This is a genomic window from Acinetobacter sp. 22323 (assembly GCF_052044895.1).
GTDB lineage: Bacteria > Pseudomonadota > Gammaproteobacteria > Pseudomonadales > Moraxellaceae > Acinetobacter > Acinetobacter schindleri.
This window is the reverse complement of sequence record NZ_JBQEOL010000007.1, coordinates 73,273-89,736: the sequence shown is the minus strand read 5'-3', so window position 1 is coordinate 89,736 and position 16,464 is coordinate 73,273. Positions and strand designations below refer to the sequence as shown.

Here is a 16,464-nt window from a genome sequence, read left to right as displayed (position 1 = left end):
TAGAAAGCGGATATAAATAAGCATGAAAGTCTTTTTCCTTTATTTCTCAAGCCTAATAAAAAAGCCACCCGAAGGTGGCTTTTTTATTGCACTTGATCAGTGCTTATTCTTCATCTTTCTTGTCTTCAGCTGGAGGTAAATCCTTCACAGCTTCAGCAATCAGACCAAACATATAGTTACCATATGCATTGGTTTTATCGTAATGGAAACGCAGACGTGGCGTAATACGTGTCTTGATCCGACGGCTTAGTTCGTGGCGCAAGAAACCAGACGCTTTGTTTAATACATCCAGCGTTTCTTTATTTGCCGCTTCACTTTGCTCATCACCCAGTTCACGACCCATTACAGTCACATAAACTTCAGCATAGCCTAAATCAGGGCTGACTTTCACCGCCGAGATGGTCACTAGACCACCCAAACGTGGATCTTTAAGCTCCTGACGAATCAGTTCAGAGAGTTCTCTCTGAACTGTATCAGCCATACGCTTAAGACGCTGACTACCCGCCATTAAAGACTCCGTTTAATCAGTTGAACATCATACACTTCGATCTTGTCGAGAGGTTTGATGTCTTTATAGCCTTTCACTGCAAGACCACATTCCATACCGGCACGAACTTCTTCAACCACTTCTTTATAGCGACGTAGAGATTCAAGTTCACCCTGGAACACAACTACGTCATCACGTAATACGCGAATCGGTTTGTTACGGTGTAATGTACCCTCAAGTACCATACAGCCCGCAGCTGCACCAAATTTACTAGAGTGGAATACTTCACGTACTTGCGCAACACCAAGAATTGTTTCACGGTGTTCAGGTGCAAGCTTACCGCTCATGGCTGCTTTCACATCGTCGATCAACTGGTAGATTACTGAGTAGTAACGGATATCGATACTGTCAGCATCTGCTTTTTGACGCGCAGTGTTGTCGGCACGAACGTTAAAGCCTAGAAGTACAGCTTCAGAAGATTCAGCAAGTGTTACGTCAGACTCGGTGATTGCACCGACACCTGAACCAATAATACGTACTTTAACTTCGTCGGTTGCAAGGTCAGCAAGCGCAACGTGTAATGCTTCCAATGTACCACGTACATCAGTTTTCAGAACCACATTCACAATCGGCACATCTTTCTTGCCCATTGATGCCATGATGTTCTCAAGACGCATTGCAGATTGACGCTCAAGACGTTTTTGACGTTCACGATCCATACGCGCATCAGCAACTTCACGTGCTTTTTTCTCGTCATTCACAACAAGAACTTCGTCACCTGCCATTGGCGCTTCTGGAAGACCCAAGATTTCTACTGGAATCGAAGGACCTGCAGATTGAATACGTTTACCGTTTTCATCTGTCATGGCACGAACGCGGCCGTATGATGAACCTGCAAGAACAAGATCACCTACTTTCAAGGTACCGTTTTGTACAAGGATCGAGGTTACTGCACCACGAGAGTTATCAACACGTGCTTCAATAACTACACCTTGTGCAGCACCTTCTTCAGAAGCTTTAAGCTCTAGAAGTTCAGCCTGAATTAAAATCAGATCAAGAAGCTCGTCGATACCGGCACCTGTGTGCGCAGAAACCATGGCCACAGGAACGTCACCGCCCCACTGTTCAGGCACGATTTCTTTGGTCGTCAATTCATTCAATACGCGATCTGGATCAGCAGATTCTTTATCCATTTTGTTGATCGCAACGATGATTGGCGTACCCGCAGCACGCGCATGGTCAATTGCTTCAGCAGTTTGTGGCATTACACCATCATCTGCCGCCACAACTAACACCACGATATCAGTCGCTTTCGCACCACGTGAACGCATTGCTGTAAATGCTGCGTGACCCGGAGTATCCAAGAAAGTGATGATGCCTTTATCAGTTGTTACGTGGTAAGCACCGATATGCTGTGTGATACCACCCGCTTCACCCGCAGCCACTTTGGCACGACGAATACGGTCAAGCAGCGATGTTTTACCATGGTCAACGTGACCCATGATGGTAACAACAGGTGCACGTGTAGATTGCACACCACGCGCCTCTTCAGCTTGTTCCATCAGCGTATCTTCTGCTGCAGTTTCAGAAACCAGTACCGGATTATGGCCCATTTCTTCAACGATCAGCGCAGCAACTTCCTGGTCAATCGCCTGGTTCTGAGTAACCAGTTCACCCATTTTCATCAGTGATTTGATGACTTCACGAACTTTAACTGCCATTTTCGCAGCTAGGTCAGCAACGACAATCGTTTCACCGATTTCAACGTCATAAACTTGTTTCTTAACAGGTTTTTCGAAGCCATGTTTGTTCGATTGACTTGTTTTCAGACCACGTTTATGTGAGTTATCACGGAAAGATTGCTCTTCACCACGACGACCGCCTTTCTTAGATGAGCGAGTATTATTCGTGTTCGTACCACGTTTAATTTCACGGTCTTCTTTTGCGAAAGAGTCTTCGTATGCTTGACCAACCAGACCAGCAGCAAGAGGAGAATCATCAACAACACGAATCGTTGCTGTTGTATCTTCCGCTGTATACTTAGACGCCATTTGACGCATTTGTTCAAGCGTACGTTGTTGCGCTTCTTCAGCAGCCTTACGACGTGCAGCTTCTTCAACAGCTTTAAGTTGTGCTGCTTGCGCTTCACGTGCTTTTTTCTGTTCAGCAGTTTCAGTCGGTTTAACAACCTGCTTCACAATTGGTTTGTTTGTAGATTTGCGTTTTACAACTACAGCCGCTTTAGAAACTTCTTGCTTGTCGCTGGTTTGCTTTGCAGCAGCACGCATGGCTTCTAAAGCTTTACTCGCGTTATTGACGCCAGTTTTTGGAGCTTCAGCAGAAGAAACGGTTTGCGCTGTATTCTGCTCAGGCGCAGCTTTGGCCTGTTGTTCAGCCTTGGCTTTTGCCAATGCTTCTGCTTTGATCTGTTCTGGATCAGGCTTAGTAAATGTATGTTTCTTGCGAACTTCTACATTAATGGTTTTTGCCTTACCCGAAGTACTGGCTACTTTAGCCGTACTGGTCGTTTTACGTTTCAACGTGATTTGTCCTGCATGACCATCCGAACCTTGTGATTTTTTCACATGGCTCATCAGGTGATCTTGTTGTTCGGCGGTAATAATTTCGTCAGATTTGCTCTGTGGTAAACCTGCCTCACGAACCTGTTCCAGGAGCTTCTCAACTGGGCGACCCAATTTGAGGGCTAACTCTTTAATCGACTTGTCCGTCATATACTACCTCCTAGTTAAACCATGATTCGCGCGCTTTCATAATGAGCTGACCCGCTTTTTCAGCGCCTAAACCTTCAATATCTGCGATATCGTCAGTTGCCTGATCTGCAAGGTCATCCACTGTTACCACACCACGAGCTGCTAGAGCTTGCGCGATCTCTGCTGTCATGCCATCCATTGCAACAAGTTCTTCACTTGGCGCTTGTACGTTTTCTTGCTGTTGTAATGCATCAGCAAGTGCAACTTCTTTTGCACGGCTTTGCAGTAATTCAACCAGTTCCGCATCCAGTTCGATTTCATCAAACGTTTCTGCAGGTACGTATGCAATTTCTTCAAGCGAGGTGAAGCCCATTTCTACCAACGCCATAGCCAAATCTTCAGCAATATCCAGACGTGTTACAAACATGTCCAGGTATTTTTGTGCTTCGCTTTGTTGACGCGCGTAGTATTCTTCTTCCAGCATCATATCCAGCTTGTAGCCAGTCAGTTCTGATGCCAGACGAACGTTCTGACCCTGTGAACCAATCGCACGAGCCAACTGATCACTCGTTGCGAAAATGATGTCTGCAGTACGTGCATCTTCATCGATAACAATACTGGATACATCTGCTGGTTCAAGTGCGCTTGCGATGTACTGAGCAGGATCATCTGACCATACTACGACATCAATACGCTCACCATTGAGTTCCTGTTGTACTGCCTGGATACGTGTACCACGCATACCAATACAAGCACCAACCGGATCAATACGGTGGTCATTTGTTTTCACTGCAATTTTGGCACGTACACCTGGCTGGCGTGCGGCTGCCTTGATTTCAATGATTTCTTCCGAGATTTCTGGAATCTCTTTTTTCATCAATGCGATCAGCATTTCAGGTTTAGCACGAGAAAGCTGTAGCTGAGCACCACGACCTTCACGGTTGACATTGAAAAGAATCGCATTCACGCGTTGTTTCGGGCGAAGGATTTCCTTCGGAATCATTTCTTCACGTGCAAGATATGCTTCAGCATTGTCCCCTAAGTCAATAATGAAACCGTCTTTGGTTTGTTTTTTCACTTCACCGTAGATCAGCTCACCGACTTTAGATTCATAAGCATCAGCAACCAGTGCACGTTCTGCTTCACGAATCTTTTGTACAATCACCTGTTTAGCAATCTGTGCAGCAATACGACCGAAATCGATTGACTCAACTTCCAGCTCACGAATGTCACCGATTGACCATTTCGCCGGATCAACATCAGAGATCGCATCCTGACAGGCTGGCATTTCATGATCTTCGTCTGCAACCACTTCCCACTGACGGAAAGTACGGTAGTCTCCAGTTTTACGATCGATTTCTACACGTAAACGTGCTTCTTCTGAGTTAGTTCCTTCGTAGAACTTTTTCTTGGTCGCTGCAACTAAAGCTTGTTCTAGTGCTTCAAAAATTGCTTCACGAGGTACACCTTTTTCGTTACTAACCGTTTCAACGACGGTAAGAATTTCACGTGCCATATGTCACCTATTCGTTCAGATTCTTATTGATTTAGTTAATCTTGATAGACCAAATTTGCTTTATCGATATTGTGACTGTCGATGTCCAGAACCTGCTGCTTTTCTACTTCTACCTGAATCATTTCATTTTCAAGGTCGACTGCAACCAGTTTTGCCTGGAATTTACGACGGTTGTCCACCGCACTAATCAGACGTAAGGCAACGGTCTGACCGATATAATCTGCCATTTGCTGAAGCTGGAAGAATGGACGGTCCCAGCCTGGAGACGACACTTCAAGTGCATATTCACCTGAAATCGGATCATGTACGTCTAGCATCGCGCCCACCTGTTGGGTAACGCGTACGCAGTCCTGCACACCAATTCCGCGGCCCTGCTCCACTTCACCGTCTTCATTGATGACCGGTTCAGCAGTTGCATCGACTGGCTTGTCGATATAAATACGTAATAGAGAACGTTTACCCTGAGGAACAAATTCGATTCCCCAAAGATCTACATCACAGGCTTCAACTGCAGGTGCAATCAAGTCCTGAAGTGCTTGAGTTTTATTTGATAGCTTCATTTACTCTCGTCATCTGGTGCGATTTTATGATCTATTTGACCACTACAAACCAATACAAACTATAGTAGTAGTGAAACATGGAGATATGACCAAATTTTGTCGACACTACACGATAGCCAATAAAAAAGGGCGTAAATCGCCCCAATTAATGCACAATTTCGGATTTTTTCAAATCCCACTGTGCAAAAAGGCCCACCATAGTTGTGAGCCTCTTTTAAGAAACTTGGTAGCGGGAGCTGGATTTGAACCAACGACCTTCGGGTTATGAGCCCGACGAGCTACCAGACTGCTCCATCCCGCATCAACGTGCAAAAATTATATACAAAAGACGATAAGTTTTCAATCAAAACTATCTCTATCGATATGTTGGTCTTTTGTCGCTGAAAAATTGGTAGCGCTCACTGGACTTTAATCCAACGATCTTCGAGATTTTATAAAGAGTTGAGCCCGACGAGCTTGCAACTGATTAAAATAACGAAATCACACTTTCCAAAAAGTGGTAGCGGGAGCTGGATTTGAACCAACGACCTTCGGGTTATGAGCCCGACGAGCTACCAGACTGCTCCATCCCGCATCAGCATACAAAAAACTTTTCAGTTCATAGAACTGCCTTTAAAGTTTGCATCTTTAAAGGATTGGTAGCGGGAGCTGGATTTGAACCAACGACCTTCGGGTTATGAGCCCGACGAGCTACCAGACTGCTCCATCCCGCAACAACATGCAAATAACTCTTCTCAACTTAAAACTAGTTTCAAGTTGCCTCTTTAAAGTTTGCGTCTTTATAAAAGGATTGATTGGTAGCGGGAGCTGGATTTGAACCAACGACCTTCGGGTTATGAGCCCGACGAGCTACCAGACTGCTCCATCCCGCAACAACAGAAGTTTTTTAGCTGCATACACTAACTTATGTTCTGGATTATAAGTTGGTGCGGAAGGGGGGACTTGAACCCCCACGCCCGAAAGCACTACCACCTCAAGGTAGCGTGTCTACCAATTCCACCACCACCGCAGCTGCAGGCATTCTATTCGCATCATGCACAAAAAGAAAGCCTTTGGCGAAATTATTCACCAGTTTTTGGTGCAGTTGGTGAAGTTTCAGCCGATTGAGCAGGTGCAGTCTGAGTCGTTGGAACGCTATTCAGAGTATAAGCATCTGTGGTCTGCTTTTTGGCAAATACCGCTAAAGTCAAGCTGGTAATAAAAAACAATGCCGTAAATACTGCAGTCAAACGGGTCAGGAAATTACCTGAACCTGAAGCACCAAAAACAGTCGCAGCACCGCCACCACCGAAAGATGCACCAGCATCTGCACCTTTACCATGCTGAACTAAAATCAAGACAATCATCAAAATCGCTAAGATAATATGTACTACCAGCACAAAAGTTTGCATGCTGAACTCCTAATTATTGTGTATTTGCAAATGCCTGGGCAATTTTATGAAATGACTCGGCATTGAGTGATGCACCACCCACCAGTGCCCCATTGATATCAGGACAGGCTGCCAACTCTACTGCATTTTCAGGTTTAACACTACCACCATACAAAATTGCAGTGGTTTCACCATAGCCAGTAATCTGTTTTAGACCTTGACGGATCTGGGCATGCATCGCTTGTGCATCTTCCGGAGAAGCAGTTTTACCAGTACCAATCGCCCAGATCGGTTCATAGGCAATTACAATATTCTTCCATTGCTCTGCTTCAACTACAGCCGCGATATCACAGATTTGCTGCAATACCACAGCTTCCGCCTGACCGGCTTCACGCTGTTCCAGACTTTCACCTACACAATAAATCACAGTCAAACCGGCATTTAAAGCATTTTTGATTTTGGTATTGAGAATCTCTCGTGACTCACCAAAGATTTCACGACGCTCAGAGTGTCCTACCAGAACATAACCAATACCACTGTCTGCCAGCAGTTCTGCACTCACTTCGCCCGTATAGGCGCCCATGCCTGCAATACGAGATACATCCTGAGCAACGGCATAAACCGGACGAACGGCGGAAGCCATTTCAGCCTGAACCTGAGTGAGTGCAATTGCTACAGGGGCTACGCCTAAATGACACTTTTCTGCTGAAATCGGTGTAGATTCAAGTAAATCTTTCACCCCACGAAGCAATGTCTGCGCATCTGTCTGCAGCGGGTTCATTTTCCAGTTACCCACTACCCATGGGGTAATCGTCGACAACGACATAAACAACCTATTCTGAATACCTATCTTTAATTGGGCACATTCTACACGGAATTAGAAAATTTGAAGAAGAGTTTTCTTGCGGCATTTTCAGTGCCAGGTCTGTTCAAACTGCTCATTTTTTGTTATCACTTAAGATTATAGGGATCACTTCTTAGGATTCATTCAGTATTTTGAATATTAATGCGAAGAAGGCAGCATTTTACGCTATGGTAATTTTACGCAAGCAACGTATAATTTTGATAAAGCAATTAAAACAATTTTGATTCACGGGCATATTAGAGCATGACAGCAATTCAGGGATCTCCAAGATTTACGGGGTTTATTCGTCGACTTGTCGATGAAGGGGTTATATCTGCAGAAGATATGCAGGGTGCTTTGAGCAGTGCCAAAAAAGATAAAATTGATATTGTTCCCTATCTGATTGAACATCACCGCCTCTCGCCAACCAAAATTGCAGAAACGATTTCTCTTGAATTCGGTGAACCGCTATTTGATATCAGTGCCTATGATCCTGCCCTGATCGTACGCGAAGATTTTGATGAAAAGATTATTACCAAACACCGCGTGCTACCAATCTTTAAAAATAGCAATATTCTGTTTATCGCGACCAGCAACCCGACCAATATAGAAGCAATTGACGCCGTTCGTTTTGCGACCAAACTCAATATTGAAACCATCATTGTTGAACATAATAAACTCGAAAAACTGATCGAGCAGAATTTTACTGAAGAAAGCACCTTTGACTTTGATGATGATTTTGATCTAGATATTGATATCGATAACTCTGACCCGAATAAAGATGATGAGGATGATAATAAAGGTGATGAAGCACCCATTGTTAAATATATTAATAAGTTACTGATTGATGCAATCCGTATGGGTGCATCTGATTTACACTTTGAACCTTATGAAAAAATGTACCGTGTGCGTTACCGTGTCGACGGGGTCTTGCGTCAAATCGCCACGCCACCTTTACAGCTTGCAACACGTCTGGCTTCACGTCTTAAAGTTATGTCACAAATGGATATTTCCGAGAAGCGTGTGCCTCAAGATGGCCGGATCAAGTTAAAACTCTCTAAAAATAAGGCTATCGATTTCCGTGTCAACTCACTCCCAACCCTGTTTGGGGAAAAACTGGTACTGCGTATTCTGGATCCATCGAGTGCCATGTTGGGTATTGATGCTCTGGGGTATGAGCCTGATCAAAAAGCCTTATTTATGGAGGCACTAGATAAGCCTCAAGGTATGCTCTTGATCACCGGTCCGACAGGCTCTGGTAAAACTGTATCTCTCTATACCGGTTTAAATATCCTGAATCGTGAAGACACGAATATTTCAACTGCTGAAGATCCAGTCGAAATTAACCTGCAAGGGATCAACCAGGTTAACGTCAATAATAAAGTTGGCCTAACCTTCTCTGCTGCATTGAAATCATTCCTGCGCCAGGATCCTGATATTGTCATGGTCGGTGAGATCCGTGACTTGGAAACTGCAGAGATTGCAATCAAGGCAGCACAAACAGGTCATATGGTGATGTCAACACTACATACCAACAGCGCACCAGAAACCCTGACCCGTTTACGTAATATGGGTGTGCCATCATTTAATATTGCCACCTCGGTGAATTTGGTTATTGCTCAGCGTTTGGCGCGTCGCCTTTGTCCACATTGCAAAAAACCGGCAGATATTCCACGTCAGAGCCTGCTTGAAATGGGCTTTAGCGATGATGATTTACAGAATCCGGAATTTAGTATTTTTGAACCTGTCGGATGTAACGAATGTCGTGAAGGGTATAAAGGTCGAGTCGGTATTTATGAAGTCATGAAAGTGACACCAGAGATTTCACGTATTATTATGGAAGATGGCAATGCAATTGAGATTGCCGAAGCTTCCGCACGCGCAGGTTTTAACAATTTACGCCGATCAGGGTTATTAAAGGTAATGCAGGGGGTGACTTCCCTTCAGGAAGTCAATCGTGTTACCAGCGAATGATCAGGTGCTGCTATAAAATAAGGATAAACTCATGGCTTCAGTGAAAAAAGGTCAAATGATGCCGACCTTCACCTATGAAGGGGTAGACCGTAAAGGTATAAAGATTAAAGGGGAAATACCTGCACGTAACCTCGCCTTGGCCAAGGTCACGTTGCGTAAGCAGGGTATCAGTATCAAGAGTATTCGAGAAAAAAAGAAGAATATTCTTGAAGGCCTGATGAAGAAAAAAGTGACCACACTGGATATCACCATTTTTACCCGTCAGCTTGCTACCATGATGAAAGCCGGTGTACCACTCGTACAAGGCTTTGAAATTGTGGCGGAAGGCCTTGAAAATCCTTCAATGCGCGAGGTTGTACTCGGGATTAAAGGTGAGGTTGAAGGCGGAAATACCTTTGCAGGTGCACTGCGCAAGTATCCTCAATACTTTGATAAGCTATTCTGTTCGCTGGTTGAATCCGGTGAACAATCGGGTGCTTTAGAGACCATGCTGGATCGTGTTGCGATTTATAAAGAAAAAAGTGAACTGTTAAAGCAGAAAATTAAAAAAGCAATGAAATACCCAGCAACAGTGGTTGTTGTTGCAATTATTGTTACGATTATTTTGATGGTTAAAGTCGTTCCAGTTTTCCAGGATCTCTTCTCGTCATTTGGTGCAGACTTGCCAGCATTTACAAAAATGGTAGTCAATATGTCTGAATGGATGCAGAAATACTGGTTTCTATTAATTATCTTTATTGGTATTGCAATTACAGCATTTTTAGAAGCTAAAAAGCGTAGTAAAAAATTCCGTGACTTTTTAGACAAGGCTGCACTAAAAGCACCTATCTTCGGTGATCTGGTTTATAAAGCGATTATTGCTCGTTATAGTCGTACTCTGGCAACGACTTTTGCTGCTGGTGTTCCATTAATTGATGCACTGGAATCAACTGCAGGCGCGACCAATAATGTAGTTTATGAAGATGCGGTAATGAAAATTCGTGAGGATGTTGCTACTGGCCAACAACTGCAATTCGCCATGCGTGTTACCAATAAGTTTCCTTCTATGGCCGTGCAAATGGTCTCGATTGGTGAAGAATCTGGTGCACTAGATGCCATGCTGGATAAAGTCGCGACCCATTATGAAAATGAAGTCGACAATGCCGTTGATGGTTTGACCTCCATGATGGAACCATTAATTATGGCCGTTCTTGGTGTGCTTGTAGGTGGTCTTGTTATTGCAATGTACCTGCCGATTTTCCAGATGGGTTCCGTGGTTTAATGCAAGATCTTATTTTATATTTCACTCAAAACCCGACTGCGCTCTATATTGCAGTCGGGCTTTTTAGTCTCTGTATCGGTAGTTTCCTGAATGTCGTAATTTACCGCACCCCTAAAATGATGGAACAGGAATGGCGTAACGACTGCCAGCTGTTTTTACACCCTGATCAACCGATCATTGATGAAAGCAAGCTTACATTAAGTAAACCTGCGTCGACCTGTCCAAAATGTCATACATCAATTCGCTGGTATCAAAATATCCCCGTGATCAGCTGGTTAGCCTTGCGTGGTAAATGTGCGAACTGTCAAAATCCAATTAGTGCCCGTTATCCATTCATTGAAATTCTAACAGCAGTTTGTGCATTGACCGTTTTGGCTGTATTTGGTCCTACAATACAAATGTTGTTCGGTCTGGTGCTGACTTATATTCTGATTGCACTAACCTTTATTGACTTTGATACCCAGCTGCTTCCAGATCGCTATACCCTTCCACTTGCAGCTTTAGGCTTAGGGGTGAATAGCTATGCAATTTACACCTCACCAACTTCAGCCATCTGGGGTTATATCATCGGCTTCCTGTGTTTATGGGTCGTGTACTACCTGTTCAAAATAGTAACTGGTAAAGAAGGCATGGGCTATGGTGACTTTAAATTGCTGGCTGCTTTAGGTGCCTGGATGGGACCGTTAATGTTGCCACTAGTTGTATTATTGTCATCACTCGTTGGTGCAATTATTGGCATTATTCTGTTAAAAGTACGTAAGGAAAATCAGCCTTTTGCTTTTGGTCCTTATATTGCCATTGCCGGCTGGATCGCTTTCCTGTGGGGCGAGCAAATTATGAAAGTTTATTTAGGTCAATAATTTGAAATTTATACTAGGTCTGACAGGTGGTATTGGCAGCGGCAAATCTGCTGCCAGTCAATGGTTTGAACAACATGGTATTGTGGTCGTGGATGCTGATGTTGTGGCACGCGAGATTGTCGAAGTCGGTCAGCCAGCACTGCTACAAATTCAGCAAGCTTTTGGTGACTGGGTATTACAGGAAGATGGAACCTTAAACCGTCGTGCTTTACGCGAACATATTTTCCAATCCAATGATGCCCGTAGAATCTTAGAAAGCATTACTCATCCCGCAATTCGCCAATCGATTATTCAGCAATTACAGGATGCACAAAGTCCTTATGTGATTCTGGTGTCTCCCCTGCTGTTTGAAACCAATCAGCATGAACTTACCGACCATACCTTATTGATTGATGCTTCGATTGAGTTGCAGATCCAGCGTGCTGCACAGCGTGATGGTCAAAATATTGAACAGATTCACCGTATCATTGCTACTCAGATGCCTCGTGAACAAAAACAGCAACTGGCGGATGATATCGTATTAAATGATGGCCATCTGGAACACTTATATGCGCATCTACAGCCTCTACATGAACAATATTTGCAAAGAGCTCTGAATTAATAAAAAAGCAGTCATCAAGACTGCTTTTTTTGTTCTTCAAGTTTGATGGCCAAACTGTCCTGATGTTGCAGCCAGCGCCATGGCTGCAAGGCACCGATTGCCATCCCGATCAGACCACAAACCATCGCCAGACTCAGCGTTTCATTCAACAAGGGCACTGCCAGAATAGCCGCAATAAAAGGTGCCAGATTGGTAATACTGCCTGCTTTAAATGCGCCAAGCCGCTTAATCGCTTCTACATAGGTTAGGGTTGCAATGATGACTACAAACACCCCGTGGAAAAGTGTTTGAAACAATAAATGTTGTGGCTCAGGTACAGTTAAATTTTTAGGTAACAACAGTAAATAAATCGGTACATACACCACAGCCGACCAAATTGCCACGCCACACATGGCTTGCCAGGCAGACAGTTGATATTTACGTAACAACACCGTAAATATCCCCCATAAAATCGCACTGATGAAAAACAGGACATCCCCTGCCCCAAAGGCCACACCTGTTTCCTGATACATCAGTACGCTCATCAGACACAGCACCCCGATCATAATGCTCAGACTGATCCAGGTATGTTTATCAAAAGCCTGATTCATCAGAAAATAAGCCATCACTGCAGTACACAACGGTATGCAGCCATTCAAAAAAATGGCGGCATGGGCAGTCGGTGCGTAATGGAATGCGCTATAAGCAAACAGGCAATACACCACTCCACCGATCATAGCCAGGATAAAAGATTCTTTTTTCAGTAAAAAAGAAGCCTCTTTACGATAGATTAAAATCGGCATGAGAATCAGAAAAGCCAGAGAGAAGCGTAGTGCGACGATATCCCAGGCACTGATCTGCCAGATTGCATTCAGGCGAGCGGTTAAAGTAAAACCGCCCCAGATACACATGGTCGTTAAGAGGAAAAAATAACCTTGTGCACGTGTGGATAATCTCATCAGGGATTAAGCATTACGCTGACGGCAAGCTTCATATAAAGCCATACCTGTTGCCACACTGACATTTAAACTTTGCAAGTTGCCTGCCATCGGAATATAAACCGTTTGATCACACTGACTTTGCGTAATTGGACGCAGACCGGTATCTTCCGCCCCCATTACCACGCAGACACCAGTACCAGTAAAATCAAATTGCTGAATTGGTAATGCTTTCTCATCCAGCATAGTCCCCACAACGCGGACATTAAAGTCATCTTTGATCTGACCCAAAGTACGTGCTAGATTGGTCACCTGAATAAATTTAACTTTCTCGGCACCACCGGCTGCGACTTTACGCGCTGTCGGTGTCAAACTTGCAGAACGGTCACGTGGCACGATTACAGCCACGACACCCATGGCTGCTGCCGTACGGATACAGGCACCGAGATTATGCGGATCGGTGACTTGGTCAAGCGCTAATAAAAGTGCTTGCGAATCTTGTTTTAAAAGCTCTTCTAAATCTTTTTCATTTAAAGTTGGATGCGGACGCACTGCTGCTACCACCCCCTGATGGAACGGCAAACCTGCCAGTTTTTCCAGTTTGTCGCGACTAGCCTGTTGCACACTAATCCCAAATGGCTCAGCAAGCTCTAATACACGCTTTAAGCGTTGATCATCACGACCTTTCAGAGTAAACAGCGTCAGGACGCGTTCAGGCTCAAGCTCCAGTAATGACTCAACTGAATGTACGCCATAAAAATACTCAGGTTTAGCCATGAACGACCTCTAAATTAATTTGGGAAATATGCTGCAAAAGAAAAATCCTGCAAAGCCAGCTTCACAGGATTTCTGTATAAATTAAGTTTAACCGATTCGGCAGAAAATTTCCTGATCAGCTTCAGTCCGGTTAGGGAGATGAAATAATAAAATCAGCCTTCAAAATGACAAACGTAATCTAATACATCATCAGTTTCGATTTTAAAACGGCTATTGCCTGGCACGTAGAAAGACTGGCCAGCACGGAACAGTTCGCTTTCTTCGCTATCTGCAATCTGCACACGGCACTCACCGGAAATGATTTCCATACGCTCAGGCACATGTGTTTCAAATGTAAGTGGGGTTTCAGTCGGTAGAATGACTCCCAGGGTTTTTTTCGTACCATCTTCAAACTGAACCACATGGCTGATGCACAGACCGCCAAAATATACATTTGATTTCTTAAGTACTGAAACATGGTCAAACTGAGCTGACATCCGTTTATCTCCAGAGCACGGGTTTTATAATATTGGAATGGCTGTAGTTTAAATGCGCATTCCTAACTAATCAATCGAAGTTTGCCTAGCTCAGCTTAAAATTTTCTGTATATATTTTGTACATATATTCAATAAGCAAATATATAAAATAAAGTGATTTAAAGGAGGATGAACAATTCTGCAATGCAAAATCAAATTTAGCAGGATTCGCTGAACTATAGGGAGTAATCAATTTTGTGGGAAGATTGACCTGCTTTAGTCGTGCATACTGACAATACTACAAAATCTGCTTGTATCATTGACCGTAATATAAGATAGAATCAAAGGGTTTCATCCTGATTTATAATGACATACATGATCTGATGCATATCAGATCCTACTTGATTTCAATCAAACTTTTCGCAGCTTGGATGCGTGTATGCTGACACATTTAACTCTGATCAATTTTGCCTTAGCTGACCACCTGGCCATTGATATTCATCAAGGTTTTAACGTGCTCACCGGTGAAACCGGCGCTGGTAAGTCTTTGTTGCTGGATGCCCTTTCGGCCTGTTTGGGTGAACGCACCGACACCAACTATGTGCGCTATGGTTCAGAAAAGGCCGATGTGACAGCAACCTTCAGTTATCAGGACAATAGTCCCGAAGCGCTTTGGCTAAAAGAACATGAACTGGATGATGAGTCGGGTGAAATCCATCTACGTCGGGTGATTTTTGCTACGGGACGTAGCAAGGCATGGATTAATGGCCGTCCTAGCAGTCTGTCTGAACTGAAAGAAATTGGCCGTTTGCTGGTACAACTGTATAGCCAGCACAGCCAGCAACAGCTACTGGAGCCGCCTTACCCGAAACACTGGTTGGACCGTTATTATAATTTTTATGAGCCCGCCCAGGCAGTTCGTGATGCATACAGTATCTGGCATAAAAATATCCGCCAGCATCAGGCAGCACTTGATGCTCAAGCCACCCGTAAACAGCGCATGGAAACACTGGAACTGCAGCTCGAAGAACTTGAAGATGTAGTACAGATTGATTATCAGGAAATTGAACAGGAATTTGATCGTCTCTCTCATCATGAAGCGATCATGCAGGACTGTGTCTATAGTCTGAATGGCCTGGATGAAGCGGAACAGAATATTAATCAGGAGCTTTCCTCTATCCTGCGTCGTGTAGAATCCCATGCTGGTCGTAGTGAGCAGCTTTCTGAAATCCACACTTCTTTGCTCAATGCGCAGAGTGAAATTGAAGATGCTACAGCCAACCTGCGTCATTTTATGGATCGTCAAAGTTTTGATCCTGAACGTATGGAAGAGCTGAATTCACAACTTGAAGTGTTTCACCGTCTGGCACGTAAATACCGTACCCAACCCGAATTATTGAAGGAAGAGTATGAAACCTGGCAGGCTGAACTAGCACAATTGCATCAACTCGAAGATCCAGAAACATTGGCGGAACAAGTCGAATTGTCTTATCAGGAGTTTCTGGCCAAAGCACAGCATCTGGATGAGATTCGTCGTGAAGCAGCTGGTCCATTGGCGAAACAACTGACGGAACAGGTCAAACAGCTTGCCCTGCCAGAAGCCTATTTTGAATTTAAATTTGAACCGCTCGATGAACCAAACAGTGAAGGCTTGAGCTTTATTCAGCTGCTATTTACTGCCAATAAAGGTATTCCGGCACAGCCACTGGCACGCGTGGCATCCGGTGGTGAACTGTCCCGTATTGCACTGGTAATGCAAGTGATGAATGCTGAAAAAACTGAAGCTGAAGTTCTGGTCTTTGATGAGATTGATGTCGGCATCAGTGGGGGTACGGCGGAAATTGTAGGACGTCTGTTGGCCGATCTGGCGCAGCATGTACAAATTCTGTGTATCACCCATCAGGCACAGGTCGCAGCACAGTCTGATCAGCATCTGCTGGTGAAAAAGCAGCAAACCGATCCGGCTAGCAGCACAATTCTTGATTTGAAAGAAGACGAACGTATTCAAGAGCTTGCACGAATGACAGGCGGTGTGGAAATTAATGAAACAACACTGCAACACGCGCGTCAATTACGTCAGCTAAAGTTTCAGCATGTTTAAAAATATTACAATGCTCACAAAAAACTGTTG

14 protein-coding genes and 5 tRNA genes are annotated in these 16,464 nt (G+C 44.1%); 5 read left to right on the top strand and 14 right to left on the bottom strand.

What is annotated here, in order from left to right:
* Positions 1-103 precede the first annotated feature (103 nt).
* The 11 genes from ACTJIX_RS06470 to tpiA form a co-directional block, all read right to left on the bottom strand.
* A complete protein-coding gene (locus tag ACTJIX_RS06470) occupies positions 104-508 on the bottom strand; it encodes a ribosome-binding factor A (RefSeq protein ID WP_004810065.1) in 405 nt (134 codons plus the stop codon).
* Positions 508-3,219, bottom strand: a complete 2,712-nt coding sequence (gene infB / locus ACTJIX_RS06465; protein ID WP_348902859.1) for a translation initiation factor IF-2 — start codon at positions 3,217-3,219, stop codon at positions 508-510. Before infB ends, ACTJIX_RS06470 begins: the two co-directional genes overlap by 1 nt.
* 10 nt (positions 3,220-3,229) lie before the next feature.
* The gene (gene nusA, locus ACTJIX_RS06460; protein ID WP_004810069.1) at positions 3,230-4,714 is read right to left on the bottom strand and encodes a transcription termination factor NusA; all 1,485 of its coding nucleotides are present in this window, start codon (positions 4,712-4,714) and stop codon (positions 3,230-3,232) included.
* A gap of 35 nt (positions 4,715-4,749) precedes the next feature.
* Positions 4,750-5,274: a ribosome maturation factor RimP gene (gene rimP, locus ACTJIX_RS06455; protein ID WP_004896325.1), complete on the bottom strand. Its 525-nt coding sequence runs from the start codon at positions 5,272-5,274 to the stop codon at positions 4,750-4,752.
* A 224-nt stretch (positions 5,275-5,498) separates the two neighbouring features.
* A tRNA-Met gene (locus ACTJIX_RS06450) sits at positions 5,499-5,575 on the bottom strand.
* 196 nt (positions 5,576-5,771) lie between these two features.
* Positions 5,772-5,848: transfer RNA gene (locus ACTJIX_RS06445), tRNA-Met, on the bottom strand.
* 62 nt (positions 5,849-5,910) lie between these two features.
* A tRNA-Met gene (locus ACTJIX_RS06440) sits at positions 5,911-5,987 on the bottom strand.
* An 82-nt stretch (positions 5,988-6,069) separates the two neighbouring features.
* Positions 6,070-6,146: transfer RNA gene (locus ACTJIX_RS06435), tRNA-Met, on the bottom strand.
* Between the two features lie 52 nt (positions 6,147-6,198).
* A tRNA-Leu gene (locus tag ACTJIX_RS06430) sits at positions 6,199-6,283 on the bottom strand.
* A gap of 52 nt (positions 6,284-6,335) precedes the next feature.
* Entirely contained in the window at positions 6,336-6,665 is a 330-nt protein-coding gene (gene secG / locus ACTJIX_RS06425) for a preprotein translocase subunit SecG (protein WP_004896327.1), read from the bottom strand.
* Positions 6,666-6,678: 13 nt separating this feature from the next.
* A complete protein-coding gene (tpiA, locus tag ACTJIX_RS06420) occupies positions 6,679-7,470 on the bottom strand; it encodes a triose-phosphate isomerase (protein ID WP_004896332.1) in 792 nt (263 codons plus the stop codon).
* Positions 7,471-7,752: 282 nt separating this feature from the next.
* On the opposite strand from tpiA, the gene pilB reads away from it, so the two are divergent.
* The 4 genes from pilB to coaE are packed head-to-tail and all read left to right on the top strand — an operon-like array spanning position 7,753 to position 12,184.
* On the top strand, positions 7,753-9,462 hold the full coding sequence (pilB, locus tag ACTJIX_RS06415; protein ID WP_004896338.1) for a type IV-A pilus assembly ATPase PilB: 1,710 nt from the start codon (positions 7,753-7,755) through the stop codon (positions 9,460-9,462).
* 31 nt (positions 9,463-9,493) lie between these two features.
* Positions 9,494-10,723 (top strand): type II secretion system F family protein, encoded by a 1,230-nt coding sequence (locus tag ACTJIX_RS06410; protein WP_004896339.1) that lies wholly within the window; start codon positions 9,494-9,496, stop codon positions 10,721-10,723.
* Positions 10,723-11,583 (top strand): prepilin peptidase, encoded by an 861-nt coding sequence (locus tag ACTJIX_RS06405; RefSeq protein WP_004896340.1) that lies wholly within the window; start codon positions 10,723-10,725, stop codon positions 11,581-11,583. Before ACTJIX_RS06410 ends, ACTJIX_RS06405 begins: the two co-directional genes overlap by 1 nt.
* 1 nt (position 11,584) lies before the next feature.
* Entirely contained in the window at positions 11,585-12,184 is a 600-nt protein-coding gene (coaE, locus tag ACTJIX_RS06400) for a dephospho-CoA kinase (RefSeq protein WP_004896341.1), read from the top strand.
* 14 nt (positions 12,185-12,198) lie between these two features.
* On the opposite strand, the gene ACTJIX_RS06395 is transcribed toward coaE, so the two are convergent.
* The 3 genes from ACTJIX_RS06395 to ACTJIX_RS06385 all read right to left on the bottom strand — a co-directional run bounded on the left by ACTJIX_RS06395 (position 12,199) and on the right by ACTJIX_RS06385 (position 14,354).
* The gene (locus ACTJIX_RS06395) at positions 12,199-13,122 is read right to left on the bottom strand and encodes a DMT family transporter (protein ID WP_026056745.1); all 924 of its coding nucleotides are present in this window, start codon (positions 13,120-13,122) and stop codon (positions 12,199-12,201) included.
* 6 nt (positions 13,123-13,128) lie between these two features.
* The gene (gene rlmB / locus ACTJIX_RS06390; protein ID WP_004810085.1) at positions 13,129-13,878 is read right to left on the bottom strand and encodes a 23S rRNA (guanosine(2251)-2'-O)-methyltransferase RlmB; all 750 of its coding nucleotides are present in this window, start codon (positions 13,876-13,878) and stop codon (positions 13,129-13,131) included.
* 152 nt (positions 13,879-14,030) lie between these two features.
* Entirely contained in the window at positions 14,031-14,354 is a 324-nt protein-coding gene (locus ACTJIX_RS06385) for a pyrimidine/purine nucleoside phosphorylase (RefSeq protein WP_004810087.1), read from the bottom strand.
* A 418-nt stretch (positions 14,355-14,772) separates the two neighbouring features.
* Here ACTJIX_RS06385 and recN point away from each other — a divergent pair, with 418 nt between their 5' ends.
* Entirely contained in the window at positions 14,773-16,434 is a 1,662-nt protein-coding gene (gene recN, locus ACTJIX_RS06380) for a DNA repair protein RecN (protein WP_004896349.1), read from the top strand.
* The last annotated feature ends 30 nt before the right edge of the window (positions 16,435-16,464 follow it).